The organism is Reyranella sp., from assembly GCF_044224635.1.
Taxonomy (GTDB): domain Bacteria; phylum Pseudomonadota; class Alphaproteobacteria; order Reyranellales; family Reyranellaceae; genus Reyranella.
Genome location: NZ_JBGAKA010000001.1, coordinates 323,718 through 349,803 on the forward strand (window position 1 = coordinate 323,718; position 26,086 = coordinate 349,803).

Here is a 26,086-nt window from a genome sequence, read left to right on the forward strand (position 1 = left end):
CGGGAGGAACCACCATGTCGATCCACGCCGAACGCGCCCGCTACGTGCCGGTCGAGCAGGGCTTCAACATCGCACGGCCGGCGCTCGAGCCGCAGGCCTTCGTCTCCGAAGCCGCCCGCGCGTTTGCCGCGCAAACGCCGACCGGCTTCATCGCCCTCGATCTTTCGTCCATGCTAGGCACCGGCCGGCCAGCGACCACGCCCTTCATGCTGGCACGCTATGCCCGCATCCGCCGTGGCGAGACGCTCACATGCACCCTCGCTGCCAGCGGCGAGATCTGGGCCGTCCTGCGCGGCAGCGGCACGCTCGTGCGCGCCGGCGAAATGCTTTCCTGGCAGGCTGGCGACATGCTTGCCCTGCCCGGCGGTGTCGCCTCGACCTGGCAGGCCGACGACGACGCCGTGCTGTGGCTGGTAACCGACGAACCGGCGCTCGCCTTCCTGGGCGTCCGCCCCGAAGCAGCCGAGCACACGCCCGTCGAGACGACGCACTATCGGCACGACGCCATCGCCCGCGAGCTGCGCGCGCTCTACGACAGGCCGATGGCGCCCGACACGCCGGGCCGAGCCCTGTTCATGGCGAGCGTCCGCACCGAGCGCCTCGGCACCTGCCTGCCGGCGATGACGCTCACCCTGAACGCCGTGCGCCCCGGTGAGGCGCAGCGTCCGCACCGGCACAATGCCGCGGCTCTGGTGCTCGCCCTGCGCGAGGCGCACTGCGCCTCGACGATCGGCGGACGGTCCTTTCCGTGGACGGAGCACGTCACCCTGCTGACGCCGGCCGGCGCGGCCCACGATCATCGCAACGCGCCCAGGTCCGATGGCACGGTCGAGGACCGTGACATCGCCTTGGCGCTGATCGTGCAGGACGCGGGCCTCTACTATCGCGGCCGCACGATGGGCTTCAGCTTCGCGTGAGAGCGCAGCCGCACACCCTCCGCCGTCGCCCTGCTGCCGGGCGTCATCATCGCCAACCTACTCCATCACGCGCTTCTCCCGGGCCGTGCGGCAGGCCGGCGACATCCTGCCCTCCAAAGATCACCGGGTTGACAGGGTCGCCGGCCCATCGCCCGATGCCTGCGTGGAGTCACGACACGAAAGGAAGAGGGCAGATGTCCGAGACACCGACCTTCGGCCGGTACGCCGAAATCCCCTACGACAAGATGTCTGCGGAGCAGCAGGCGGGCTACAATTCGATGATCGAGGCGCGCGGTCGCCTGCCCGGTCCGACCAAGATCTGGGTGCACAACCCGAAGCTCGCGAAAGTCGCCGGTCCGTTCGGCGCGCATTTTCAGCCCGGCAATTACTCGCTCAGCGAGCGAGAGCGCGAAATTGCCGTCTGTGTCATCACCAGCCACTGGCGGTCGGCCTACCCGACCGCGGCACACGAACGGCTGGCCAAGCAGGTCGGGCTGCCGGCCGCCAAGGTCGAGGCGATCCTGGGCGGCCTGCCGACCACCTTCGACGATGTACGCGAGCAGGTCGTCTATGAAATGGCGATGGTGCTGTCCACCGGACGGTGGGTTTCGCGCGGGCTCCATGAGCGGGCGGTCAAGGCGCTCGACCACGTCGGAATCACCGACGTCATCACGCTGATGGGGCACTACACCAGCGTTGCGATGACGCTCGCCTTCTACGACGTTCCCGACGGCGCCACGGGCATGGCACGGTAGGATCACCGAACGTCTAGGCGCTTGCCTCGAAGGGAGCCGGCCCTGCAGGGGTGCGGCCAGCATCCTCGGAGACAAACGCCTAGGCGTCGGTTCTGGAGCGAAATAGCGCCGGCCCGGCGTGCGGCGAAGGGCCGACGTAGGTCATCCATGAACAATGGTAGGAACATTCTGGAGGCGGACCGGTTGCCGTCCGGTTTCAGACCAATACGCATCCGGCGGCATCGCGTGGTGCGATGGCGTTCCTGCGGACGCCGTACTGCGCGAGCTGCTCCTTGCAACGAGCGCTCGGGAGGCGTGAACCCCTCGCACGTGTCTCGCGTTGGCAAGAGGTCATGGGCATCCCTTCCCAACCGTTCTCGCTGGGCACGGCGACGTGTCATCTCTGCATCGACATGCAGCGCCTGTTCGCGGAGGGCACGCCTTGGCACGTGCCATGGCTCGCCGCGGTCCTCCCCACGATCGTGGAAATCGCCGGGCGATATGCCCGACAGACGATCTTTACGCGCTTCACCCCTCCGCGGCGGCCCGAAGAGGCGATGGGCGCCTGGCGCGACTACTATGCGGCCTGGCCTGAGATGACGCTCGAACGGCTCGATGAGGCTCTGCTCGAGCTCGTGCCTCCTCTGTCTCGCCTTGTGCCGCCGGCCAAGGTCTTGGACAAAGGGGTGAATTCGGCTTTCAGCCGCCCGGGGTTCGCCGCCGCCCTCAAACGCAGAGGTATCGATACGCTGGTTGTCACGGGAGGAGAAACGGACGTTTGCGTCCTCGCCACGGTGATGGCGGCGATCGATCACGGATTTCGGATCGTCCTGCCCACAGATGCGCTGTGCAGCACGCAGGACAGCACCCACGACGCGCTGCTGCAGCTCTACCGGCAGCGTTTCTCCCACCAAGTCGAAGCCACCACGACCGCTAACTTGATCGATCGGTGGCGTTGCTGAAATCGATGGGCGCCTCGCGCGCGAACGGCGCTTCTTTCGGCATCCAGGCGCGTCAAAGCCTTGCGCGTCACGGCACGTTGAACCAATCAGCAGAACGTTCCCTCCTCCCCCTGAGGAACCGCGCGGAGCGCGGCGTCTCGATTCGGGCGAAGTAACCTTCGCCCTTCGGCGAGGAGGAGAGCTTGCTCAGGATGAGGTTTTTGATGGGTCTTCGACCGACGTTGGCGCTTAGGGGCAGGACGCTCCCGCGCCCACGGGCTCAGACCCGCATGTAACCCTCGATCTCGTTGACCGCAAAGGCCAGGACCTTGTCCATCGACTCGCCCTTGATTGCGTAGCGTACCACCATCTGGGTCTGAAGCCCCTGCCGGTAGATTTGCACGGCGATCCGGTGCGGCGCAGGGGCGGCGGCGATGGACAGGATCTGGTGGTTGAACGGGTTCGCGTAATGATAGAGCGTGCCCTTGGGCGGTCCCTCCTCTTCCCACACTTTCAGAGTCGTCAGGTTGGCAAACGGCGGAATGTCGTAGCCGGCGCTGGCCTTCACCATCGCTTCGATCGCGTCGGCCTGCGACAGGGCGGCGAGCAGGCTCTTCGCGGCGCTCTGGTTCTTGCCGAAGTTCCAGATTCCCCAGAACGGCGTCGTGAACGGCCCGTAACGTCCGGCAGAGCCAGCGGCCATGCCGTGATGCCACGTCTGCTCGGCGATTTCAGGCCTGTCACGCCGCGCCACCGCCCAGGCGCTGGGCGGGTTCATGATCAGCGCGGTCTTGCCCGCGACGAACATCTTGTTGTTGCTGGCGTCGTCCCACGACGGCGCATCCGGCGGCAGATAGGGGACGAGCTGCTTCCAGTACTCGAGCGCCTTCTTGACGTTGTCGCTCTTCACCGTGATCTCGCCCTTGGCGTCCACCAGTTCCGCACCGAAGCTCTGAAAGATGGCGCCGCAGGTGTCGACCGAATCGGCCGTCGTGCCAAGCCCGATCCCGAACGGGTAGCCCGCCTTGTGGCAGTCGGCGGCAGCCTTGAGGAAGGCATCGAGCGTCCAGGCGTCGGCCTTGGGTGGCGCGCCGACCGGATACATGGCCTGGATGTCGATGCCGGCGTGCTGCTTCAGGAGGTCGATGCGCGACGTCGGTCCCTTGAACTGAGCGCCCGGCGTTGCCGGCACGCCAAGCCACCTGCCGTCGATCTTGCCGAGGTACTGCGTGATGTCGCTGGCCTTCCCGTTCTGCTTGATCAGCGGCGCCATGATGTCGTCGACCGGCGCGAGCTGATCGGCGTATCGCGCGCAATCCCAGCTCCCGACGACCAGAATGTCGTGACCCGATCGTGCCTGCGCTTCGGCGGCCGCCGTCAGGATCAGCTTGTTGCCCTGCGAGGTGATGAAATCGATCTGCAGGTCGACCTTCTCCTTGTCGGCCCAAGCCCTGGCGGCCGCCTCGGCGGCCTTGTTGGCGCCCGGCACCCAATGGTCCCAGAGGCCGATCGACATTTTGCCAGCGGCATGGGCGCCGCGCACGAACGGTGCGGCCACCAGGGCCGACGACAGAGCGGCCGTGCCGGCCGCGAAACGACGACGCGTGATAGTGCTCCTAGCCATGAACGTTCCTCCTCCAAGCTGCCTTCTCGACAGGTCGTTATTGGTGCTCGCGTTGCCGCGATGCGTGGCCTTCAGGCCTTTTTGGAAAGAAGCGTAAGCTACAGGCTGAGCGATGAAATTTCGCTCAGTGGCATTGCATTAGAAGCAGAAAGCCGGCGGTCGCGCAAGAATCCGCATGGAAAAGAAGTGTTCAGTCGCCGATTTGGTGGCGGATCCGCTCGCGCCGGCCTGCCTGCAACCAAGGAACGCTGGTGCAGCCCAAATGCCGAAGGTTCCTATGGGCTAATCAGAAACCACGGCGGCGTTCTGGCGCCAGATCACCCTTCAATTCAACGCCTCCACGCCCTTGACCGGAACGCCCGAGGCGCCGGGGCGTCGTGCGCCCAGCAGGCGCCGGGCCTCGTCGAGCCGACCGGCGTTGAGACAGGCCTTCAGCAGGGTAAACCCGATCAGGTCATGTTGCGCGCGGCTGCCGCCGATACGCTCGCTTTCCCCGGCGAGCGGCGCCAGCGCCTCGATCGCCGCGGGAAAGTCTCCACGTTCGAACGCCACGATGCCGCGCGACAGCGCAGGCAAATAGGCGCCGGACGGGTAACGCCCCTCGCGCGCCAGTGTCTCCATCTGTCGGGCGCGGATGTCGAGCGCGGCGTCATCGCCCATCACCGCCTGCACCAGGATGACGTGCAGGTCGGCAAGGCCGGCGCCCGGCCGCGGGAGCGCACTGTTCCCATATTCGTGCAGCGCACGCCAGGCGGCGGCGTCTCGCGGATGGCCGGCGAGCTCCGACCGCCACAAGAACGCTGCTCCATCAGAAACGCGCTGTTGAGGTCCGCCGCTATGCCGATCGAGAGCGATAGCATCGTGATAGCGCCGCAACGCTTCAGGCCAGTTGCCGACCTGCAGCTCGCAAAGCGTGAGGTGCCAGGTCAAATGGCCATGGAAGAAACCGTCACGCGGATAGGTGGCGAGCCACGAGGAAAGGTACGCGCGTGCCGTCTCGGGCTCACCGCTCTCGTAGCAGATGTGCGCGAAGCCATGGGCGCCGTGGGCGTTGTTCGGATTGACTGCTACGGATCGCTCGATCTTTGTCCGCGCCGCCGCAAGCTGGCCATCCTCGGACAAGGACATGGCGTGATAGGATGTGAACCAGAAGTCGTCACCGTAGTGCGGCGCCAGGCTGTCCATCAAAGCCGCGATCTGGCGCTTCTGGCCGATGCGACCGGAGCTGCCGATCAGACCGTTCGGATTGGCGGCGCTGGCAACCACCAGGGCGTCGCGCGGCCACGCTGCAAGATGGGCATGCAAGGCCGCGATCGCGGCGTCGATCCGGCCCGCGAACACAAGATCGAAGAAGCCGATATGGCTGGCCTCGCGCTCCGACGCATCCGAAGTCAGGTCCTTGGCCGTCGCCAGGGCCGCTCGCGCTGCTGCGACGTCCCCCTGTCTCATCAGGAGCTGCGCCTTGCCGGCGTGAGCCAGGGCAAAGCCTGGATCGACGACGACGGCCTGGTCGTAAGCCTCGGCCGCGCCGGGATAGAAAGTCAGCGCCAGGCCGGAAGCCTTGACGTAGGCATCCCGGGCGGCCGCCGAGGCGGTCGTCAAGGCAAGGTCGTATTGGTCCCTCAGCATGACAACCCTCACCGCTCCTTCGCCAAAGCCAAATCCCTCGCGCGACAAGGTGCCCGTCCTGCCCGGCACTTCGTCCGTTCGCGTTCAACGGAACATGAAGCACAGAATTGCTGCTTCGTCCGACTTTGTCGATCCGGGTTGTCAGCGCCTCAGCAGACGACCAGGCCAAGCGCGCTCCAACCACGCTTGCCATGACCAAGGAACACGGTGTAGGCCGAATCACTGTTCGGCGCGCAATCTCCGAGCTGACCGCACAAATGCTCATCAGCCCGCGGCGGGCATCGGCACCGTCGTCACGAATCGCGGCACGAACAGACGGGTGTTTCGCCTCAGCGGCTTCTTCGGTCACGGCTCGATCTTCCGCGTCAAGAAGATCGCGAGCACGACCGAGAGCGCCAACGCCGAGGGAGCGAAGGCCTTGCAGGTCATCGAAGGCGCCCTCGTCCGGCATCAGCGCTATATCGCGCTCCACCAGAACCAGCCATTCACCCTGACGGATGCGGACGAAGTCGAGGCCGACGAACCCTCGGCACAGAAGGCAAGGTCTTTGTCAGGGTCGCCTAGCCGCCGCGTCGCGCGCGCCGAGCAGGAGCTTATTGCCGTCATTTCAGATGGGCCGAGCGAGAAGTACCTCGGATACCCGGCCGGCCAGCCCATGATGGAAGCGCGCCGTATCGTCTTTGCCTCGGACGGTCTGCCGATCCACTACTTCATCCCGCGCTACCACCCGGAGCGCTACAAGTTCCTGGTCGACATGCTGCCTACCAAGGGCGTTGCGATCTTCGAGGGACGGCAGGACTGATCTACGGGGTCGACACAGTCGCTCGTGGCTGGGGGCGCGCCACTGGAGTGGCGCGCCGCCAGCTTCCCGTCACTCCATCTTGACGTTGCCCAGGCGAACGATCTCGCCCACGACCGACATCTCCTTCCTGATGTTCTCCGCCATCTGCTCGGGCGTGCCGCCGGCCGTCTGATAGCCCAGCTGCTCGATCTTGGCCTTGATCTCCGGCTCCTTCAGCGCCTCGTTCGCCGCGGCGTTCAGCTTCATCACGATGTCCTGCGGCACGCCCTTGGGCGCAAACAGCGCGTACCAGACGCTCAGCTGCAATTGCGGATAGCCACTCTCCACGGAGGTCGGTGCATCCGGAAACGACGGGATACGCTTGTCGCCCATCACCGCGATGATGCGGACCTTCCCCGAGTTGACATGGGAGACGTACGCCGCCGGAAGGTCGAAGGAGATGTTGAGCCGGCCGCCCAGCATGTCCGGCAGCAGCCCGCCGGTGCCACGATAGGGGATCATGTTGAACTTGACGCCCTCTCTCACCTCGACCATGGCGCACATCAGATGCCCCGACCCACCCTGGCCGGGCGTCCCGGCCAGGACCTTGTCGGGGTTGGCCTTCGCGTAGTCGATGAGTTCCTTCAGAGTCTTCGGGCCGAAATCCGCATTCGCCATGATGGCCATCGGCGAGGTCGTCACCTCGATGATCGGCACCAGGTCCTTCTCCGGATTGTAGGGAAGATTGGGGATGAGATATTTGCTGTTCACGATCGGCGCCGGCGGCGTGAACAGGATCGTGTAACCATCCGGAGCCGCGTTGGCGACCATCTGGGTCCCGATGGTGCCGTTCGCACCGGCCTTGAAATCGACGACGATCGGCCGGCCAAGGCGCTTGCTCATCCCCTCGGCCAACAGGCGCGCCGCGGGATCGGCGCCGCCGCCGGCGAGGTAGGGCACGATCATCGTTATCGGCTTTGTCGGCCACCCACCTTGCGCCAACGCGACGTTTGCCGCCGCCGCGGCGATGAGCGCGCCAAGAGCAACCATCAATCCAAGTCTTCGCATGCTTTCCTCCCTCCCATTTTCCATGTTGCCGGCTGCTGCCGGCTACGTCGAGAAGCTGGCCGGTATCGATACGCCGTCGGGGCCGATGTGATCGGCACAGGAACTCTCTCGCCCGCGCCGGCGGCGCCGTGCGTCGGCACCGCATCCAGAACCGAGTACTTGGCAACCGATACGGCGCGGGCACGATCCAAGGCGATCGGCTACCAGATGACCGGCTTCGACGCCAAGCGGACCGCTGACATCATCGACGAGGACACGGCGGCCTTCACCGAGCTCCTCAACGCCGGTGTCATGAAGATGCAGTAGCCGCTTCGCCATCAGGCCGAACCGCGTCGGCAATGCGCGTCTCAGGCGACCGGATGCGCACCCCTACGCCGGGCAAGGGCGATGTCCGGCCGGTCCGTCGTGATCTGGCGGATCGGCCGGGCGAGCCATGTCGCGATGTCGTCGGCCTCGTTGGTAACCCAGGCGCCGAGGCTGGCTCCACCCAGCCGTTGCAGGCAGAGCGCGTAGCTGTCCATCAGCAGGCCCTTTTCCACGGCCACCAGGCAGTGGCCGAGCGCCGCAAACCGGTCCAGCGCCGCCGGCAGACCGCCCAACATTTCCGCCGAGCGCCGGTCGAGCGACGCGAGGACGCGCTGGCGGGGCGACAGCCGGCGCACGGTTTCGAGAATGTCGGGCACGAAGCAGGTCAGGATCGCCCGCTCCTGCAGCTGGCGCCCGTCGATCAGGTCGAGAAGACGCTTCTCCAGGCCGTCATAAGGTCGCCCCAGGGCATCGGTCTTGATCTCGATGTGCAGCTCGATCGACGTGCCGGCAAAGATGTCGAGGACGGCCTCGAGGCCGGGAACACCGGCGCCACCACCCTCGTGCAGCGGCGTCGCGGCAAGCTCGCGCGCTGTCCTGTTCGCCACGGCACCCGCGCCTGCCGTCGTGCGTTCGAGCGACGGATCGTGAATCACCACCATCTCGCCGTCGCGCGCCAGGTGGACGTCGAATTCGACGCCATCGACGCCGAGGTCGCGTGTGCGGGCAAAGCCGTGCAGGCTGTTCTCCGGCCAGAGGTTGCGCGCGCCGCGATGTCCAATGATCAGGACCATGGCTCCAGCCTTCTACTTGCCGCTGTCGACCAAGCCCTTGACCAACCAGCGCTGCAACGCGACCACGACGAGCGCGGGCGGCAGCATAACCAGCAGCGCAGCGTTCATGGCGACATTCCACGCCGGCTCCGCATCCGACTGCGGGATCAGGTTCTTGAGGCCGATCACCGCGGTTGCCATGTCCTTCTCGGTGGTGAAGAGCAGCGGCCACAGATACTGGTTCCAGCCATAAAGAAAGAGGATGATCGACAGCGCCACCATGTTCGACAGCGACAGCGGCAGCAGCACATGGCGGAAGAAATGCATCGGCGAGGCACCGTCGATGCGCGCCGCCTCGCACAGCTCCTCGGGCACGGTGAGGAAGAACTGACGGAACAGGAAGGTGGCGGTGGCCGAGGCGATCAGGGGCAGGATCAGCCCGCCGTAGCTGTTCATCATGTTCCATTCCAACGCGACCTCCATCCGCCGGCCGGTCAGCCAACCGATCCAGCTGCCGACATCGAGCCAGTCGATCGCCCATTGCAACGGAAGAGCGACGTTGGTCACTGCCTCGTAGGTCGGCAGGATGCGCACCTCGACCGGCAGCATCAGCGAGACGAAAATCAGCCAGAACGCCGTCATGCGGTAGCGAAAGCGGAAGTAGGAGATGGCGAAGGCCGAGAGCAGCGACACGGCGATCTTGCCGACCGCGATGCCCGCGGCCACGATCAGCGAATTGAGCAGCAGCCGGCCGAGATTGCCCTTCTGCCAGGCCATCTGCGCATTCTCGAGAAACCGCCCGCCGGGCAGCCACGGCGGCGGCACGCTCAGCACGTCGCTTGTTGTGTGCGAGCCGACGACGAAGGCAAAGTAGATCGGCAGGCAAACCAGCAGACCGCCCAGGATCAAGAGCCCGTGGCAGGCGATGTCGAGCCGGCGTGTGCGCTCGACCATGTCAGACGTCGTAGTTCACGTTCCGCTCGACGTAGCGGAACTGAAGCATGGTGAGGATGACGGCGAAGATCATCAGAAGCACCGACTGGGCGGCCGAGGAGCCGAGGTCGATATGCACGAAGCCGTCCTGGTAGACTTTGTAGACCAGAATCATGGTGGCGCCCCCGGGGCCGCCCTTGGTCACTGCGTCGATGATGGCGAAGGTCTCGAAGAAGCCGTAGACGAAGTTCATCACCAGCAGGAAGAACACAGTCGGCCCGATCATCGGCAGCGCGATCCTGAAGAAGCGCAGGCCGGGCCCGGCGCCGTCGACGGCGGCCGCCTCCAGAAGCGACGCCGGCACGGCGAGCAGCGCCGCCACCAGGAAGATGTAGTCGTAGCAGATGTGCTTCCAGGCAGCGGCGATGGTGACGAGGACGAAGGCGTCGAAGCCGTTGCGCGTCGGATCCCAGGCGAGGCCGAGCGCCTTTAGCACATGGGTCAGGGGCCCAACATGGGCATTGAACAGGAACGCCCACAGGATGCCCGCGATCACCGGCGCGATGGCGTAGGGCAGCAGCACGATGCTGCGATAGAGCCCGCGACCGCGGATCACCCGGTCGGTGGCGAAGGCCAGCACGCCCGCCACCGACAAGGTGAGCGCGTTCTGGGCCAATGTGAACCACACGGTGACCCAGACCGACGAGCGATACTCGGGGCTGGCGAGCAGGGCGCGGAAATTGTCGAACCAGACGAACTGGACGCTGGTGCCGAACGGGTCGGTGATGACGAACGCCTGGACCAGCGCCCGGGCCGCCGGAATGAAGAAGAACAGCAGCAGCACCAGGAGCTGCGGCAAAAGCAGCAGCAATGGCAGGCGCGAGTCGCGATAATGGGCGCGCTTCAGCCCCGCCGTCCCGCCGGCCGACGCCGTCCGTTGCCGGCGGGCGACCCGAGGGATCGCCGCCGGCAGGGCCTCCGCCGCAGCGCTAGTACTTGCCTGCATGCAGCTTCTCGAACTGCCGCAGGATCTCGTTGCCGCGGCGCACCGCGTCGTCGAGCGCCTCCTGCGGCGTCTTCTTGTTTGCCCACACCGATTCCAGCTCCTGGCGCAGCGCGAAGGTCGACTGCGTGTAGTTGCCGAAATGGAAGCCCTGCGAATTGGCCGTCGGCGTGCCGCGGTTGAGCTGGAGGATCGCGATCTCGCGGGTCGGATTGGCCGTGTAATAGCCCTCCTTCTTGGCCGTCTCGTAGGCCTTGTTGGTGATCGGCACGTAGCCCGTCACCTTGCTCCACCACACCTGCAGGTCGGGGCTGGCGACGAAGGCAAGGAAATCGGCCACGCCGTCGTAATCCTCGGCCTTCTGACCCTTCATCACCCAGAGGGTCGCACCGCCGATGCTGCTGTTGCGCGGCGTCGTCCCCTCCTCCCAGGGCAGATAGGTGGCGCTCCACTTGATCTTGGCGTCGCGCTCGACGCTGCCGTGCGCCGCCGTCGAGGCGAAGAAGGTCGCGCATTTGCCCGACGTGTAAAGCTGCTCGGGTGAAAGGCCTTGGCCGGCGATCTGCATGATCCCGTCGTCGATCCATTTCTTCAGGCGCTTCGCCTGCTCGACCACCTTGGTCTTGTTGTAGACGAACACGGTGTCGAGGCCATCGTAGCCGTTGGCCTTGGTGCCGAACGGCTGGTCGTTCACGGTGCTGTAGTTCTCGATCAGGCTCCAGAAGAAGTCGCCGGCGAGCGAGGAGCCGCACTCGGCGATGCCCTTGCTCTTGATCGCGTAGAGCTGCTTGTCCAGCTCCTGCCAAGTCGGCCCGGGCGCGGTGAAGCCCGCCTTCTCGAAATACTCTTTATTGTACCACAGGATCGGCGCCGAGGAGTTGAATGGCATGCTCATCAGCTTGCCCTTGTACTGATAGTAGCTGGCGACCGGCTTGATGAAGTCCGCCCAGTCGATCTGCTTCTTCTTCTCCGTCATCAGATCCTGCACCGGCACGATGGCGTCGGACAGCAGCATCGTCATGAATCCGCGCTCGTAGATCTGCACGATGTGCGGCGCCTTCTTGGCGCGATAGGCGGCAATGGTGCCGTTGATGACCTCGTCGTAGTTGCCCTTGTTGGTGGCCACGACGGTGTACCTGGTTTGCGAGGCGTTGTAGCGCTTGACGATCTCCTCCACACGCTCGCCCAGCACGCCGCCCATGGCGTGCCAGAACTGGATCTCGGTCCGCTGCTGAGCGGACGTCGGCGCCGCGAGCCCCGCCAACAACCCCGCCGCGAGCAACCGGCCGACAAACGCCCGTTTCGTCTTGTCCATGTGGCCTCCCTTCGTGATTTGCATCCCTAGGCAACGGCCCGGGACTTCCTCCAGAAACCATCCGCGGCGAACAGATCGCGCACCATCGCGTCCAGCCAACCCAGCTCGTGCAGCACGTCGAGGCCGGTGAAGCGGCGCCGGATCAACCGCGCGCGCCTGTAATCCCGGGCATGCTTGGCGTCGGCGATGCCGATGGTCGCCGCGCTCGACGGCGCGCCGGCCGCCTCCAGCCAGCGCCGCACCGTCTCGGCCGCCGGCAGGCGCTCGCGAAGCCAGCCGGCGACGCGCGGCCAGCTTTCCTGCAGACGTCGCAGGCGCGCCTCGACAACGCGCGGGCCGGCAGCCTTGGCCGCCGCCTCGATCTCGGCGTTGACGGCCATGAAAGGCAGCGGGAACGACGCCGCCACATCGGCCCGCAGCGTCACCGCGGACGGCGTTCGGTCGGCGAGCTCGGCAGGCACGATCGACGCGACGTCCTGGCGCAGCAGCCATTCGTAGGCCGCCAGCATCGACAGGCAGCCGATGCCGACGCAAGCACCGTGCGAGACCGGTTCGCCGCCGACGGCGACCTCCTCCATTTCCCACAGGTGAGCGAACTGATGATCGCTGCCGCTGGCCGGCCGGGAATTGCCGTGGGCCTGCATGGCCAGCCCGGCCATGATCAAGCCGCGCATCAGCCCGTCGAGCGCGGCGGGCTCACCCCGCCGCACCCCGGCCGGCTCGCCCAGCCAGGCGGCAAGATTGTCCTGCACCATGGCGAACGGACCGGGATTGACCGCCTCGACGCCGAGGGCATCGGCAAGCATCCAGTCGGCGCCGGCCACCAGCTTGCCGGCGAGATCACCGTACCCCCAGCCGGCCATCGGCTTCGGTGCCGTCGCGATCACATCGAGATCGGCCACCACGGCGACCGGCGCCGCACAGGCGAAGGTGCGCTTGAAACCGTCCTCGCGCAGCGCCGCACCGGAGGCCGCATAGCCGTCCATCGACGCGGCGGTCGGCACGCAGACATAGGGCGTGCCGGCAAGCTCGGCGGCGTACTTGACCAGGTCGTTGATGACTCCAGCGCCGACGGCCACGGGCAGGACAGCGCTGGACTTGATCACCGTTGCCAGCTCCCGCGCTGTCTGCGCGCTTGCCTTCACGCGCGGCTGACCGGTCAGCACGATCGGATCCGCGGCGGCGAGACCGTCCGCGGCCAGCAGCGAGGCCGTGCGTCCGCCTGCCACTTTCCAGGTCCGATCATCGGCGATTACGAGATAGCGGTTCGCCGGCGCCGCCTGCTGCAATACGCCGGGCACTGCGCCAAGGCAGCCCGCCGCGATCCGCACATCGCGCGTGGTCGATGCCATTCGAAGCGCCGCCGCCAGCTGTCCGTTCATGTCCAATCCGCTTTGACCGGGCCCATGAATATCAACTTGTCTAACATTTGTATATGCTATGATACATCTGTTTATGGAGTATGACAGTCGGCGGCCGGAGGAGCGGGTGCTCGCGGGAGGCAGGCAACGGATGTCGGACGATGACGAGCAGCTCCGCGTGCGCGTGGCTTGGCTCTATTTCATGGAAGGGCTCACCCAGGCCGATATCGCCGGCAAGCTCGGCATCACCCGCCTGCGCGCCAACCGCCTGCTGGGCGAAGCGCGAGCGAGCGGCCTGGTCAATATCCAGGTCAATGCCCGACTGGCCGATTGCGTCGAGCTGGAGCGGCGGCTGATGCAGGAGACCGGGCTCAGGGATGCCGTGGTCGTGCCCACCCCGACCGATCAGGACCAGATCGCGGTCGCGCTCGGCCGCGCCACCGCCGAGTATCTGGGGCGCCATCTCGACGAGACGCGCGTGCGCGGCCTCGGCATCGGCTGGGGCACCACCTTGCGCGAGACGATCCGCCATCTGCGCGCCGGCGACTTCTCCGAGCTCAGCATCAATTCGATGATGGGTGGCCTCACGCACGGGCTCGAGCTCAACACCTTCGAGATCGCCAGCGAGTTCGCGCGTCGCTTCAAGGGACAGTGCAACTACCTGGCAGCGCCGATCTACGCCGGCAGCCCGCGTTCGCGCGACACCATCCTCGACCAGGACGTGTTCCAGGAGACCTTCCAGAGGCTGGCCACCAACGACGTTGCCCTGCTGAGCGTCGGCGATCTCAGCCGGCGCTCACTGCTGATCCGCTACGGCCTGCCGCGCGACGTGACCGTCGAATCGCTGCGCGCGGCCGGCGCCGTCGGCGACATCATGGGCACCTTTCTCGATCCGTGGGGCAAGCCCGTGAAGCATGCGCTGAACCGGCGCGTCATCGCCGCACCCGTCGACATGCTGCGCGACATCGCCACGGTCATTGTCGCCTCGGGCGGCCTGAACAAGACGGCGATCCTCGCCGGCGTGTTGCGCGCCAGGCTGTGCTCGGTCCTGGTGGTCGACGAAGCGGCCGCCCGCGCCGTGCTCGGCATCCTGCGCGGCACGGGTTGAACGGTACCGGCAGTGTATCTCGGCATCGACATCGGCACGTCGAGCGTCAAGGCCGTCGTCATGAACGACGACGACCGGCCTATAGCCGCCGCGTCGGTCCCGCTTGTCCTCTCCCTGCCCCGTCCCTTGTGGTGCGAGCAGGTGCCAGAGGATTGGTGGCAGGCGGTCGTCGACAGCCTCGACGCCCTCGCGGCCAAGGCGCCGGCAGCGATGGAAGCGGTCCGCAGCATCGGCCTGTCGGGACAGATGCTCGGCGTCACCCTGCTCGATGCGACCGACACGGCCATCCGGCCCGCCCTGTTGTGGAATGACGGTCGCGCGGCGGCCGAATGCACCGACCTGCACGCCCGCTTCGAGGCTTTCGCCGACATCGTCGGCTGCCGCGCCATGCCCGGCTTTTCGGCGCCAAAGCTCCTGTGGCTGGGGCGGCATGAGCCCGACGCCCTGGCACGTGCGCGCCGCATCCTGCTGACCAAGGACTACGTGCGCCTGCGCCTGACGGGCGATGCCGTCAGCGACCGTGCCGACGCCTCGGCGACTCTCCTGATGGAGACGGTGCGGGGCGACTGGCATGACGGCATCCTGGCAGCCTGCGGCATCGACCGGACGCGGCTGCCACGCCTCGTCGACAGCACCACCGTCTCGGGCACGCTGCGCAGCCCGCTGGCGCGCCGGTGGCGCATGCCGGCAGGAACGCCGGTGGCGGGCGGCGGCGGCGACAATATGTGTGCAGGCGTCGGCGTGGGCGCCGTGCAGCCCGGCACGGCCTACATCAGCCTGGGAACGTCGGGCGTGTACTTCGTCGCCAACAACCGGTTCGTTCCAGCGCATAGAGGCGGCATGCATACCCATCGTCACGCCGTGCCCGGTCTCTTCTGCCAGCATGCTGTCGTCTTGAGTGCCGGCAGCGCGCTCGCCTGGATCGCCGGCTTGCTCGGCCGCGACATTGGCGGGCTGATCGCCGAACTCGATGCACGGGAACTGTCGCCAGACACCACGCCGGTCTTCACGCCTTATCTTGCCGGCGAGCGCACGCCACACGACAACCCCCTGCTGACCGGCACATTCTCGCGCCTGACTCACATGACGGGGCCACTTCATCTTGTGCAAGCCGTTCTGGAAGGCGTGGCAATGGCCATGGCCGATGGTCACGCCGCGCTCACCGGCGCTGGCGCCAGGATCGATCGTGTCTTCCTGACCGGTGGCGGCGCTCGAAGCGCGTTGTGGACGCGCCTGATCGCGGCCACGATCGGCCGGCCGCTTCATCTCGTCGCCGATCAGCGCTCCGGCCCTGCGATCGGTGCGGCGCGTCTGGCGCGTGCCGCCATCGGCGGACCGTTGATCGCGCCAGCAGCGAACCAAGCTTCGGTGGCCGTCATTCCGGTCGATGCGCGACTGGCCGAGCAGCTCGACCGCAAACGATCGTTGTTCCACGGCCACCTGCGGGTGACGGCGACATGAATCTCCGGATCCCGCGTCGCCGCCTGCTCGGCGGAGCCCTGGCCGCCAGCACAGTCGCCTGTCCGATCGGCATCGCGCGCGGGGCTCCGCTTGCTTTCAGCACCGATCCCTTCACGCTGGGGGTCGCGTCCGGCAGTCCACGCGAGACCAGTATCGTGCTGTGGACCCGCCTCGCACCGCGTCCGCTGGAAGGCGGTGGCATGCCGGACCAGCCGGTCGCCGTCGACTGGCAGATCGCGGAAGACGACAGGTTCACGCGCCTGGCCGCGCAGGGCACCGAGCAGGCCGTCCCCGCCCTGGGCCACGCCGTACACGTCGAGGCCAAGGGTCTGCGGCCCGGCCGGCCCTACTGGTATCGCTTCCGCGCGGGCTCGGCCCTGAGCCCGATCGGCCGTACGATGACGGCGCCGGCGGCGGGTAGCTCGCCCGCCCGGTTCCGCTTCGCCTTTGCTTCCTGCCAGCAGTACGAGCAGGGCTACTTCGCCGCCTATCGCGACATGGCGGCGCGCGACCTCGATCTCGTCGTGCATCTCGGCGACTACATCTACGAGAAGTCGTGGGGGTCGCGGCTGGTGCGTCACCACGAGGTCGGCATCCCGACGAGCTTGTCCGAGTTCCGCGACCGTTACGCGCTCTACAAGCTGGATCCGGACCTGCAGGCGGCCCACGCCGCCTTCCCATGGCTGACGATCTGGGACGACCACGAGGTCGCCGACGACTACGCCGACGATCGCTCCTACACGACGCGCGATCCGGCCCAGTTCATGAAGATCCGGGCGGCCGCCTACCAGGCCTACTACGAACACCAGCCTCTGCCGGCCTCCGCCCGCCCGCGCGGCCCTTTCGCCACGATCTACGAGCGCTATCGCTTCGGCGACCTGCTCGAACTGATGCTGCTCGACGATCGCCAGTATCGCTCGGCGCCGGCCTGCGTCGCCGGCGGTCGCCCGACCACCGTGCCCGATTGTCCGGAGCGTACGTTCGAGGCGCGGACCATGCTCGGCCAGCAGCAGGAAGCGTGGCTCGATCGCCAGCTCGGCTCGACGCGGGCCCGCTGGACCATCGTCGCCCAGCAGACGCTGATGGCCGAGCTCGCGCGCCACACGGAGGACGGGCAGCGGTTCTGGATGGACGGCTGGGACGGCTATCCCAATGCGCGCCGACGCCTGCTCGACTCGATCGCCGCGCACAAGCCCGCCAACCCCGTGGTCATCGGTGGCGATCGCCATGCCTTCTTCGTCGCCGACCTCAAGCGCGACTTCGGTCAGGCCCGCGAGCCCGTCATCGCCAGCGAATTCGTCGGCACGTCGATCACCTCACAGGGACCAAGTGCGGCCAGCATCCAGGGCGCGCTCAAGGCCAATCCGCATCTCAGATACGCTCGCGGCGACAAGCGCGGCTATGCGACGGCCGATCTTACGCCGGCGCTGTGCACGATCGGCTTCGAAGCGCTGGCCGACGAGAAGCAGAAGGACGGGGCAGTCGGCCGCCTGGCGACCTTCGTCGTCGAGGACGGCGTGGCGGGTGCCAAGCCTGCGTGATTCGATCATGAGCGGGCGACATGCCTCCTCGGTCTGAGCGAGCGCGGGTCATGCTCTTTAGACCGCGGACCGGACGCCCGCGGTCTAAAGAGCATGAGCGACACGGAGCATGGCGCGCTGCCCGCGAGGCTATTGCTGCAGCACGCCGAGCCCTCAACCGGGTGATCTCCTCGACCGATGGGAAGCGGCCCGCGCTCGACATCATCAGCATTCCGGGCGAGCCTTCAATGGTCGAAGGGCCGAGGCACAGTAGGCTGCTTGGCCTCGCAGCGGGGACGCGGAGATAGCGATGATGAAAACGATCAGCGGCGGCTGGAACGAGGCGCCCGGAGCCGTCACCCTCATCGACGCGCACCACCATCTCTGGGACCTGAAGGCGAACCGCTATCCCTTTCTCAGCGACGCGCCGGAGCCGCACTTTTTTCTGGGTGCATACGATGCGATCCGGCGCAACTACCTGCCGGAGGATTATCTGCGCGACTCGCGCGCCCACAACGTGCTGACGACGGTGCATTGCGAAGCCGAGATGGATCGCACCCGACAAGTCGCCGAAACCCGGTGGCTGACCGAGATCAACCGACGCCATGGCTTCCCCGGCGCCATCGTCGGCCATGCGTGGTTCCACACCGAGAATGCGGAAGAAATCATCGCGGCCCAGGCACAGTTTCCCCTGATGCGGGGAATCCGGTCGAAGCCGGTCACGTCCCTTCGCCCCGATGCCATGACTCCGGGAGCGCCCGGCACGATGCAGGACGACAAGTGGCTGCGCGGGTTCGCCCTGCTCGAGAAATACCGGCTGTCCTGGGACCTTCGCGTGCCGTACTGGCACCTCGCCGAGGCGGCCGACGTTGCGCGCCAATTCCCGCGCACGCCGATCGTTCTCAACCATACCGGCTTTCCCTGGGACCGCAGCGAGGATGGCCTCGCCGCCTGGCGGCGGGGCATGCAGGCGGTGGCGCACCAACCCAACGTCCACGTCAAGGTCTCCGAGTTCGGCCTGAAGGATGCCGCCTGGGACTATGAGTCGAACCGTCGTGTCGTCCTCGAAGCGATCGCGATCTTCGGCATCGAGCGCTGCATCTTCGCCACCAACTTTCCAGTCGCTGGCTTGAGGATCGACTACGACACCCTCGTCCGTTCCCTCGACCGCATGCTCGCAGGTCATTCGCAGTCGGATCGGGACGGCTTCTTCTGGAAGAATGCCGCGTCTTTCTACCGCCTTTCGCTGCCGCCGAGCGAGGCGCCCTAGGCAGCCCCGCAGCAGTGTGGTGCGTCCTCAGGCATCCAGCGCGTGAAACGCGTGCGGCCCGGAAGACTAAGAGACTTCGTCCGACCGCCGCACGGCCGCACGGCCCGGATAAGCACCGTACAGCGGTGGCAATGGGCCCGGCCTGGTTTCCAGCGCTGCCTGCCTGCTCCACAGGCGCAGCGCCTTGAGGGCGACGTCCGTCAGTTGCGGCAGGAAGCTGGGGCGCAGCAATTCCTGGTCGAAGACGCCCATGCGCCGGTTGTTCTCGCTGTAGCAGTCTTCGAGGAAGCGCCGGAAATTGAAGCCATCGAGGAACATGCTGACCTGCAGGGCAGACAAGGTCTTGCCGTCGTTCGCCTCCTGGCCGCGACGTGCCATCCTCGCCAGGCGGCGCACCGCCCGCAGGTAGTAGCGTCCGCTCACCAGAGGCGACACCGCTCGTGCAAGCCAACCCTTGCGGACTTCCGTGTAGGCCATCCAGTTGATGAAGAAGACGATGTGGCGGGTTTCCTCGTACATGAGCGTCGAGAAGATCTGCATGATCTCCCGGGGAAGGAAATCCGATTGCCAGGCGATCTTGAACAGGCCGAAACCCACGAACGAGTCGAGACATTCGCCGAAGCCGAAATCCTTGAAGCTGGTTTCGATGTTCTCGCCGAGGTCCCCGATCGGCCGCTCCGGGGCATCGAGGCCGTACCTATCCCGCATCACGCGGATCAGGTTGGCATGCCGCGTCTCCTCCTCGCCCTGCAGCGCCAGCGCCGATTTCAGGACTGGATCGGTGATGGTCTCGGTGAAGGCTGCGACGATCGCCCCGGCACGACGCTCGGAGTAGTAGACTTCCTCCCAGAACGGCACCTGCCGCAGGCGGTGCAAGGCCGCGCCGTCAAGGACAGGCCACGGCAGCGTCTCTGGGTCGTAGTCGATATAGGTCTGCTCGAAGCGCGAGCAGAAAGCATCGCGATGCTCCTGCGATCCGATTTTCATGCCAAGCAAGCCCCCTTCGTCCATTCAAGGCCACGATCCCCGCTTTGTCCATTACAGCCACCCCCGCCAAACGCATGGGGTTGCAAAATCGGCAAGCGCACCTATTGGTTTCCTGCCAATTCACGCATCAATCCTCGAGGCGCTTTTTGTCCACTGGCACGTCGCTGATCGGACGCATTGTCGCGGTCAGCATCCGGCATTCCGTTCTTGTGCTGCTTTCTGCGCTCGCGCTGACGGCGGCGGCTCTCGTCTACATGGCCGGAAATTTCGCCATGACCGCCGAGACCAGTCAGTTGATCTCCCCCAAGCTGGATTGGCGCAAACGCGGGATCGAATTCGACAAGGCATTCCCTCAGCTGCAGAACCTGACCATGGTCGTGGTCGACGGCGTGACGCCGGAGCTTGCCGATGACGGAGCCAGGCGGCTCGCCTCGGCGCTGCGCCAGCAACCTGATCTCTTTCACAATGTGCGCCAGCCGGACGGCGGCCGGTTCTTCGAGCGCAACGGCCTGCTGCTATTGTCCATCGATGACGTCAGGTCGGCGACGGACGCCCTCATCAAGGTGCAGCCGCTCCTGTCGGCGCTGGCCGCCGACCCCAGCCTGGTCGGGGTGATGAAGATGCTCGGCGTCGTCCTGAAGGGCATCCAGGATGGCGACGCGAAGCTGCAGGACATAGAACCCCAGCTCACGCCGCTGTCGGCGACCTTCGAGACGGCGGCGGCCGGAGAGCCTGCCTACTTTTCCTGGCGGACGCTCGTTACCGACAAAGCGACCGCTCCGCGCGACAAGCGACGGCTCGTTCTCGTCCAGCCGGAGATGGATTACAGCCAGTTGCGGCCGGGCCAGCGGGCGAGTGACGCGATTCGCGCGACAGCGCGATCGCTCGGCCTCGATCCCGCCCATGGCGTGACCGTGCGGCTCACCGGCCAGGTGCCGCTGGCGGACGAGGAGTTCGGCTCGCTCGCCGACGATGCGGGCCTGATCACGGCTGCCATGGCAGCAGCGCTTCTGGGCATCCTGTGGCTGGCCGTCCGCTCCACCCGCATCACGATTGCGATCCTCGCGACCACGCTGATCGGCTTGATCATGACGGCCGCCATCGGCCTGCTGGCGGTCGGGCGCTTCAACCTGATCTCCGTCGCCTTCATCCCGCTGTTCGTCGGCCTCGGTGTCGATTTCAGCATCCAGTTCAGCGTGCGCTGTCTTGCCGAGCGGCTGGTCCGGCCGACCCTCGAGGCGGCGCTGGTGATGACCGGCGCGGCCATCGGCAAGGCGCTGGCCCTGTCGGCCGCAGCCATCGGCGTGGGTTTCTTCGCCTTCCTGCCGACCAGCTACTTGGGCGTGGCGGAGCTGGGGACCATTGCCGGCCTCGGCATGATCGTCGCCTTCGCGCTGACCATCATCCTGCTGCCGGCCATCCTGATCCTGCTGCGCGCGCCGCAAGCCGGGATGGAGGAAGTCGGCTTCACCATGCTGGCTCCGGTCGACGCTTTCGTGCATCGCCATCGCCGCGCCGTGCTTCGCGGAGCATTCCTTGCCGCGATCGTGGCCTGTACCCTGCTGCCGCTGCTGCATTTCGACTTCAATCCGCTCAATCTCAAGAGTCCCAAGGTCGAGTCGATGACGACGCTGCAGGACCTGCGGCATGATCCCGACTGGAGCCTCGACGCCATCAATGTTCTCGTGCCGTCGCTTGCCGACGCGGTGCCGATGACGCGCCGCCTGGCTGAACTGCCGGAAGTGTCCGGCGTCGTCAGCCTCAACACCTTCCTGCCCGAGCATCAGAAGGAAAAGCTGGTGCTGATCGGCGATGCCGTGGACGTGGTCGGGCCCGTTCTCGACGTGGAGCCCGCCCAGCCGGCAACCGACGCCGAGCTGCAGCAGAGACTGGGGGCAACAGCAACCGCGTTGCGGCAAGCCGCGACGCACAGCCCGGACGCGGCCGCCGCCGCCTCGGCCCGTCGTCTGGCCGACGTGCTCGACCGCCTCAAGGCTGCCACGCCGCAGGTTCGTGCCGCTGCCGCGGCCGCCGTGGTGACGCCGCTCAAGATCATGCTCGACCAGGTGCGAGACCAGCTGAAGGCTCGCCCGATCTCCCTTGAGAACCTGCCGCGCGAGCTCATCGCCGACTGGGCGGCCCTGGATGCGCGCGCCCGGCTGCTGGTCCTGCCGAAGGACGACCACGACAACGCCTCTCTTCGCCGGTTCGCACAGGCAGTTCAGTCCGTGGCGCCGGAGGCGACCGGCTGGCCGATCTCCACCGCGGCCTCGGGCGAGAGCATCGTCGATGCGTTCCTGCAGGCGGGGGCTTACTCCTTTCTGGCCATTGTGATGCTGCTGGCTGCCGTCCTGCGTCGCACGCGCGACGTCGTGCTCACCATGACGCCCGTCATGCTGAGCGGCCTCCTGACGTTCGGCACGTGTGCGGCGCTCGACCTGCCGCTGAACTTCACCAACATCATCGCCTTGCCATTGCTGTTCGGCGTCGGCGTCGCCTTCAACATCTACTTCGTGCTCGCCTGGCGCGCCGGCGAGACGGCCATGCTTCAGTCGAGCCTGATGCGGGCCGTGGTCTTCAGCGCCATGACGACGGCGACGGCCTTCGGCGCGCTTTGGCTGTCGAGCCATCCCGGCACCGCCAGCATGGGCCGGCTGCTGATGATCTCGCTGGCCTGGGAGCTGCTCGTCACCTTGCTGTTCCGTCCGGCCCTGCTGGCGCAACCGGCGCAACCATCGACCCGGAGTGTCGTGGCGACGGCTTAGATCGGTATTTTCTCGGAGCAATCATTCTCTTTCCGACCGCGAGCGTCCCACTCGATCATGAATTCGAGCGAGTGGAACGCTCGCGGTCCGAAAGACCACGAATCCGATTCTTCGTTGCGTGCCGCCGCCCCGCAGCTCATCGCTTGGCGCGAACTTCCAGCTCGGTGATCAGCGGTTCGACCTGGCCGCCGTGGTTGCGAATGTAGGAAACGAAATCGCCCCTCTTCGTCATCATCATGCTGACGCCCTCGGATTTCACGTCGACGATGCGCGGGCCTTGACCATCATTGCGCACCTCCCACTGGAGCGCGACCGGAGCGCCGTCGGTCTGGTTGAGCGTGCTGTCGACAATGGACACGCCGTTTCCGCGGGCGTTGACGCGGCCTACCGTCACTGTCTGGCCGCGGTATTGACCGAAACGCTCCGCATAGGCGCGCGCCTCGGCGGCCGCGTTGGCCTTGAGGAAGCGCTCCCGCTGCTCGGGAGTGGTCTGGTTCCAATAATTGCCGAGCGTCTGGCGACCCATGTATGCGAGGTCGAAGTGGGCCTCGAGCACGCGCCTGATGCCGGCCTCGCGCGCCGCGCCGACGTTGGCTCTGGCGGCCACGATCACCTGGTCCGCGGCCCTCTGGACGAGTTGGGCGGCGGGTTCCTGCTCGGCCACGGCCTGCCCGGCTGTCACGACGGCCAATCCAGGGCCAGCAAGAGCGATGGCGGCTACGCCGGTGGCCAAACGCAGCACGCTTCGACGATAGGCGAACGACGACACTGATCTCTCCTTGCAGGCAATTCCTGGCCGCGGCCTTGCGGGTCATGTAGATCCCCGCCGCCCCGGAACAAGTGGGCGCGGCATCCTTACGCCCCAGCGCGCATACGCTGCAATACTCCCTTGGACTGCGTCGCAACTGGGGCTTAATGGCGGCTCGGAGATGGCAACCCGCCGCCCGCGCTGTCGAGCGTGCGGGCAGGCATCTGGATCGTTTTGGTGACCTCTCGGGAGGTAGATGCAAGGAGGCGAGACGCCGTATCCGCAAATCTCGAGCCGCCGTGCCCTCCCAATACCCGCACCAGTCCGCACGGGCCTTGCCGGCGTTGGCCTGGAAATCGTTGCCGTGGATCGGACCTCTCGGCGGAAGCTGACAAACCGCTTGAAGAACCACAGGCGCGTCGTCCATACCCGCGGCCCGATGATGATATCTCTCACATCCGATTGAGGAGGTGTTTCTTGGCGGCTTCCATCCGGGCGCGCATCGCCGAAGAACTCGGGGTCAAGGAACAGCAGGTCCAGGCCGCTGTCGACCTGCTCGACGGCGGAGCGACGGTCCCCTTTATCGCGCGTTACCGCAAGGAAGCCACGGGATCGTTGGATGATGCGCAACTTCGCACGCTCGAAGAGCGGCTGAGGTATCTGCGTGAGCTCGAGGCGCGGCGCAAGGTCATCGTCGCGTCTGTCCGCGAACAGGGAAAGCTCGATGCCGCACTCGAGGCGGCGATCATGGCTGCAGACAGCAAAGGTCGCCTCGAGGACATCTATCTCCCCTACAAGCCCAAACGCCGCACGAAGGCCGAGATCGCCAAGGAGGCGGGCCTGGAGCCGCTCGCGGACCTGCTGTTGAGAGAGCCCCACGCAGCACCCGCTGTCAGCGCCGAGCCTTACGTCTCGGCTGACGGGAATGTTGCCGACGTGGCGGCGGCTCTCGAGGGCGCGCGCGCCATCCTGACCGAACGCTTCGCCGAGAATGCCGACCTGATCGGCGCCTTGCGCGAGGAATTCTGGACGAACGGGCGGCTCGTTTCCAAGGTCCGCGAGGGCAGGAACGAGGCGGGCGCCAAATTCAGCGACTATTTCGACTTCTCGGAAGCCCTCGCCAAGATGCCATCGCACCGGGTGCTGGCGCTGTTCCGCGGCGAGCGGGACGATATCCTCGGCCTGACGATCGAACCGGACGATCCCGCGACGCGTCTCCCCGCGACGCAGGCAGTCGTCAGCGCCTACGAGCTGCGCATCATGCGGGCCTACGGCATCTCCGACCAGGGACGGCCGGGCGACAAATGGCTCACCGAGACGGTTCGCTGGGCATGGCGCACCAAGATCATCATCATGCTGTCGGTCGATCTCCGAACGCGCCTGTGGACGGCGGCCGAGGAAGAAGCGGTGCGGGTGTTCGCCTCCAACCTGCGCGACCTGCTGCTCGCCGCTCCCGCCGGCGCGCGGCCGACGCTCGGGCTCGATCCTGGCTTTCGGACCGGCGTGAAGGTCGCGGTGGTCGACGCCACCGGCAAGGTGTTGGCGACCAGCACGATCTATCCGCACGAGCCGCAGCGGCGCTGGGACGAGGCACTCGCCACCCTGGCGAGGCTCGTACGCGAGCATAAGGTCGAGCTGATCGCGATCGGCAACGGCACGGCCTCGCGCGAGACCGACAAGCTCGCGATCGAGTTGCTGAAGGGGCTGGCGGAGCTCAAGCTGCACAAGGTCGTGGTGTCGGAAGCCGGTGCGTCGGTCTATTCGGCTTCGGCCTATGCGTCGGAGGAACTCCCCGGCCTCGACGTGACGTTGCGCGGCGCGGTGTCCATCGGGCGCCGACTGCAGGATCCGCTCGCCGAGCTGGTGAAGATCGATCCGAAGTCGATCGGCGTCGGCCAATACCAGCACGATCTCAGCGAGTTCAAGCTGTCGCGATCGCTCGATGCCGTGGTCGAGGACTGCGTCAACGGCGTGGGCGTGGACCTGAACACGGCGTCGGCGCCGCTGCTGGCGCGCGTATCGGGCATCGGCCCGGCGCTGGCGCAGAGCATCGTATCCCATCGCGATACGCACGGCGCATTCCGGACCCGCAAGGCGCTGAAGGACGTGCCCAGGCTCGGTCCCAAGGCGTTCGAGCAGTGCGCGGGCTTCCTGCGGATCACCGCCGGCGACGATCCGCTCGACGCCTCGGGCGTGCACCCGGAAGCCTATCCGGTGGTGCGCCGGATCATGGCGGCGACCAAGAGCAAGATCGGCGCCCTGATCGGCAACGCTCCCGTCTTGCGGGCGCTCTCACCGAGCGCGTTCGTCGACGACAGGTTCGGCCTGCCTACCGTCACCGACATCCTGCACGAGCTGGAGAAGCCGGGCCGCGACCCGCGTCCGGCCTTCAAGACGGCGGAGTTCAAGGCGGGCATCGAGACGCTCAACGATCTCGCGCCGGGCATGGTGCTCGAAGGTGTCGTCACCAACGTCGCCGCATTCGGAGCTTTCGTCGATGTCGGCGTTCACCAGGACGGGCTGGTGCATGTGTCGGCGATGTCGAGGAGTTTCGTGAAGGACCCGCGCGCCGTGGTGAAGCCGGGCGATATCGTGCGCGTGAAGGTCCTCGACGTGGACAAGCCCCGCAAGCGCATCAGCCTGACCTTGCGGCTCGACGACCAGGCTGGCAGCCCGCCAGCGCGGTCCGCCCGCGCCGAAGGCGGCGGCGCTTCCCGGCGCGACCAGGCCAGCGTGCAGCCCGGCAAGGCCGGTTCCCCGGGCAGCGCGATGGCCGACGCCTTGCGACGGGCCGGCTTTGGCCCGCGCAATGGCGGGCGATGAGCGATCGCCCCCGAGGGCA

Annotated in this window: 21 protein-coding genes; 11 read left to right on the forward strand and 10 right to left on the reverse strand. The window is 66.5% G+C overall.

What is annotated here, in order from left to right; genetic code table 11:
* Window positions 1-14 precede the first annotated feature (14 nt).
* From ACILR9_RS01505 to ACILR9_RS01515, 3 genes are all read left to right on the forward strand, one after another.
* Window positions 15-917, forward strand: coding sequence for a hypothetical protein (locus ACILR9_RS01505; protein ID WP_395708105.1), 903 nt, complete (start codon window positions 15-17; stop codon window positions 915-917).
* 194 nt (window positions 918-1,111) lie between these two features.
* Window positions 1,112-1,672: a carboxymuconolactone decarboxylase family protein gene (locus ACILR9_RS01510; RefSeq protein WP_395708106.1), complete on the forward strand. Its 561-nt coding sequence runs from the start codon at window positions 1,112-1,114 to the stop codon at window positions 1,670-1,672.
* Window positions 1,673-2,004: 332 nt separating this feature from the next.
* Window positions 2,005-2,613 (forward strand): cysteine hydrolase family protein, encoded by a 609-nt coding sequence (locus ACILR9_RS01515; protein WP_395708107.1) that lies wholly within the window; start codon window positions 2,005-2,007, stop codon window positions 2,611-2,613.
* 259 nt (window positions 2,614-2,872) lie between these two features.
* On the opposite strand, the gene ACILR9_RS01520 is transcribed toward ACILR9_RS01515, so the two are convergent.
* Window positions 2,873-4,216, reverse strand: a complete 1,344-nt coding sequence (locus ACILR9_RS01520) for an ABC transporter substrate-binding protein (RefSeq protein WP_395708108.1) — start codon at window positions 4,214-4,216, stop codon at window positions 2,873-2,875.
* Between the two features lie 324 nt (window positions 4,217-4,540).
* Complete coding sequence (locus tag ACILR9_RS01525; protein ID WP_395708109.1) at window positions 4,541-5,845, reverse strand: tetratricopeptide repeat protein; 1,305 nt, start codon at window positions 5,843-5,845, stop codon at window positions 4,541-4,543.
* On the opposite strand from ACILR9_RS01525, the gene ACILR9_RS01530 reads away from it, so the two are divergent.
* Window positions 5,844-6,647, forward strand: a complete 804-nt coding sequence (locus ACILR9_RS01530) for a UTRA domain-containing protein (protein ID WP_395708110.1) — start codon at window positions 5,844-5,846, stop codon at window positions 6,645-6,647. The genes ACILR9_RS01525 and ACILR9_RS01530 overlap by 2 nt on opposite strands.
* 69 nt (window positions 6,648-6,716) lie before the next feature.
* Here the strand turns inward: ACILR9_RS01530 and ACILR9_RS01535 are convergent, their stop codons facing one another.
* Complete coding sequence (locus ACILR9_RS01535; protein WP_395708111.1) at window positions 6,717-7,694, reverse strand: Bug family tripartite tricarboxylate transporter substrate binding protein; 978 nt, start codon at window positions 7,692-7,694, stop codon at window positions 6,717-6,719.
* 159 nt (window positions 7,695-7,853) lie between these two features.
* Here ACILR9_RS01535 and ACILR9_RS01540 point away from each other — a divergent pair, with 159 nt between their 5' ends.
* Window positions 7,854-8,000, forward strand: a complete 147-nt coding sequence (locus ACILR9_RS01540; protein ID WP_395708112.1) for a hypothetical protein — start codon at window positions 7,854-7,856, stop codon at window positions 7,998-8,000.
* Window positions 8,001-8,041: 41 nt separating this feature from the next.
* Here the strand turns inward: ACILR9_RS01540 and ACILR9_RS01545 are convergent, their stop codons facing one another.
* Genes ACILR9_RS01545 through ACILR9_RS01565 form a run of 5 tightly spaced genes read right to left on the reverse strand, consistent with a single transcriptional unit; the run spans window position 8,042 to window position 13,406 of the window.
* Window positions 8,042-8,794, reverse strand: a complete 753-nt coding sequence (locus tag ACILR9_RS01545; RefSeq protein ID WP_395708113.1) for a glycerophosphodiester phosphodiesterase family protein — start codon at window positions 8,792-8,794, stop codon at window positions 8,042-8,044.
* Between the two features lie 12 nt (window positions 8,795-8,806).
* A complete protein-coding gene (locus ACILR9_RS01550; RefSeq protein WP_395708114.1) occupies window positions 8,807-9,727 on the reverse strand; it encodes an ABC transporter permease subunit in 921 nt (306 codons plus the stop codon).
* A 1-nt stretch (window position 9,728) separates the two neighbouring features.
* Entirely contained in the window at window positions 9,729-10,712 is a 984-nt protein-coding gene (locus tag ACILR9_RS01555; protein WP_395708115.1) for an ABC transporter permease subunit, read from the reverse strand.
* Window positions 10,696-12,024 carry an extracellular solute-binding protein gene (locus ACILR9_RS01560; protein WP_395708116.1) on the reverse strand — a complete coding sequence of 443 codons (1,329 nt, stop codon included), beginning with the start codon at window positions 12,022-12,024 and terminating at the stop codon, window positions 10,696-10,698. Before ACILR9_RS01560 ends, ACILR9_RS01555 begins: the two co-directional genes overlap by 17 nt.
* A 26-nt stretch (window positions 12,025-12,050) precedes the next feature.
* The gene (locus tag ACILR9_RS01565) at window positions 12,051-13,406 is read right to left on the reverse strand and encodes an iron-containing alcohol dehydrogenase (protein WP_395708117.1); all 1,356 of its coding nucleotides are present in this window, start codon (window positions 13,404-13,406) and stop codon (window positions 12,051-12,053) included.
* A gap of 130 nt (window positions 13,407-13,536) precedes the next feature.
* Here ACILR9_RS01565 and ACILR9_RS01570 point away from each other — a divergent pair, with 130 nt between their 5' ends.
* The 4 genes from ACILR9_RS01570 to ACILR9_RS01585 all read left to right on the forward strand — a co-directional run bounded on the left by ACILR9_RS01570 (window position 13,537) and on the right by ACILR9_RS01585 (window position 18,744).
* Window positions 13,537-14,493 carry a sugar-binding transcriptional regulator gene (locus ACILR9_RS01570; RefSeq protein WP_395708118.1) on the forward strand — a complete coding sequence of 319 codons (957 nt, stop codon included), beginning with the start codon at window positions 13,537-13,539 and terminating at the stop codon, window positions 14,491-14,493.
* A 12-nt stretch (window positions 14,494-14,505) separates the two neighbouring features.
* The gene (gene xylB / locus ACILR9_RS01575; RefSeq protein WP_395708119.1) at window positions 14,506-15,954 is read left to right on the forward strand and encodes a xylulokinase; all 1,449 of its coding nucleotides are present in this window, start codon (window positions 14,506-14,508) and stop codon (window positions 15,952-15,954) included.
* Entirely contained in the window at window positions 15,951-17,495 is a 1,545-nt protein-coding gene (locus ACILR9_RS01580) for an alkaline phosphatase D family protein (RefSeq protein ID WP_395708120.1), read from the forward strand. The genes xylB and ACILR9_RS01580 overlap by 4 nt, the downstream gene beginning before the upstream one ends.
* Window positions 17,496-17,784: 289 nt before the next feature.
* Window positions 17,785-18,744, forward strand: coding sequence for an amidohydrolase family protein (locus ACILR9_RS01585; protein WP_395708121.1), 960 nt, complete (start codon window positions 17,785-17,787; stop codon window positions 18,742-18,744).
* A gap of 66 nt (window positions 18,745-18,810) precedes the next feature.
* On the opposite strand, the gene ACILR9_RS01590 is transcribed toward ACILR9_RS01585, so the two are convergent.
* Window positions 18,811-19,731, reverse strand: coding sequence for a hypothetical protein (locus ACILR9_RS01590; RefSeq protein ID WP_395708122.1), 921 nt, complete (start codon window positions 19,729-19,731; stop codon window positions 18,811-18,813).
* 146 nt (window positions 19,732-19,877) lie between these two features.
* Between ACILR9_RS01590 and ACILR9_RS01595 the strand changes: the two genes are divergently transcribed.
* The gene (locus ACILR9_RS01595) at window positions 19,878-22,496 is read left to right on the forward strand and encodes an MMPL family transporter (RefSeq protein WP_395708123.1); all 2,619 of its coding nucleotides are present in this window, start codon (window positions 19,878-19,880) and stop codon (window positions 22,494-22,496) included.
* A 136-nt stretch (window positions 22,497-22,632) separates the two neighbouring features.
* On the opposite strand, the gene ACILR9_RS01600 is transcribed toward ACILR9_RS01595, so the two are convergent.
* Window positions 22,633-23,265 (reverse strand): phospholipid-binding protein MlaC, encoded by a 633-nt coding sequence (locus tag ACILR9_RS01600; protein WP_395708124.1) that lies wholly within the window; start codon window positions 23,263-23,265, stop codon window positions 22,633-22,635.
* 456 nt (window positions 23,266-23,721) lie between these two features.
* On the opposite strand from ACILR9_RS01600, the gene ACILR9_RS01605 reads away from it, so the two are divergent.
* Window positions 23,722-26,067 (forward strand): Tex family protein, encoded by a 2,346-nt coding sequence (locus ACILR9_RS01605; protein WP_395708125.1) that lies wholly within the window; start codon window positions 23,722-23,724, stop codon window positions 26,065-26,067.
* Window positions 26,068-26,086 lie beyond the last annotated feature (19 nt).

Coding starts and splice junctions, on each gene's coding strand:
- ACILR9_RS01560 (WP_395708116.1), bottom strand. CDS start 12,024: ATGGACAAGACGAAACGGGCGTTTGTCGGCCGGTTGCTCGCGGCGGGG.
- ACILR9_RS01530 (WP_395708110.1), top strand. CDS start 5,844: ATGACAACCCTCACCGCTCCTTCGCCAAAGCCAAATCCCTCGCGCGAC.
- ACILR9_RS01535 (WP_395708111.1), bottom strand. CDS start 7,694: ATGCGAAGACTTGGATTGATGGTTGCTCTTGGCGCGCTCATCGCCGCG.
- ACILR9_RS01585 (WP_395708121.1), top strand. CDS start 17,785: ATGATGAAAACGATCAGCGGCGGCTGGAACGAGGCGCCCGGAGCCGTC.
- ACILR9_RS01570 (WP_395708118.1), top strand. CDS start 13,537: ATGTCGGACGATGACGAGCAGCTCCGCGTGCGCGTGGCTTGGCTCTAT.
- ACILR9_RS01590 (WP_395708122.1), bottom strand. CDS start 19,731: ATGAAAATCGGATCGCAGGAGCATCGCGATGCTTTCTGCTCGCGCTTC.
- ACILR9_RS01505 (WP_395708105.1), top strand. CDS start 15: ATGTCGATCCACGCCGAACGCGCCCGCTACGTGCCGGTCGAGCAGGGC.
- ACILR9_RS01545 (WP_395708113.1), bottom strand. CDS start 8,794: ATGGTCCTGATCATTGGACATCGCGGCGCGCGCAACCTCTGGCCGGAG.
- ACILR9_RS01525 (WP_395708109.1), bottom strand. CDS start 5,845: ATGCTGAGGGACCAATACGACCTTGCCTTGACGACCGCCTCGGCGGCC.
- ACILR9_RS01580 (WP_395708120.1), top strand. CDS start 15,951: ATGAATCTCCGGATCCCGCGTCGCCGCCTGCTCGGCGGAGCCCTGGCC.
- ACILR9_RS01520 (WP_395708108.1), bottom strand. CDS start 4,216: ATGGCTAGGAGCACTATCACGCGTCGTCGTTTCGCGGCCGGCACGGCC.
- ACILR9_RS01510 (WP_395708106.1), top strand. CDS start 1,112: ATGTCCGAGACACCGACCTTCGGCCGGTACGCCGAAATCCCCTACGAC.
- ACILR9_RS01555 (WP_395708115.1), bottom strand. CDS start 10,712: ATGCAGGCAAGTACTAGCGCTGCGGCGGAGGCCCTGCCGGCGGCGATC.
- ACILR9_RS01515 (WP_395708107.1), top strand. CDS start 2,005: ATGGGCATCCCTTCCCAACCGTTCTCGCTGGGCACGGCGACGTGTCAT.
- ACILR9_RS01565 (WP_395708117.1), bottom strand. CDS start 13,406: ATGAACGGACAGCTGGCGGCGGCGCTTCGAATGGCATCGACCACGCGC.
- ACILR9_RS01550 (WP_395708114.1), bottom strand. CDS start 9,727: ATGGTCGAGCGCACACGCCGGCTCGACATCGCCTGCCACGGGCTCTTG.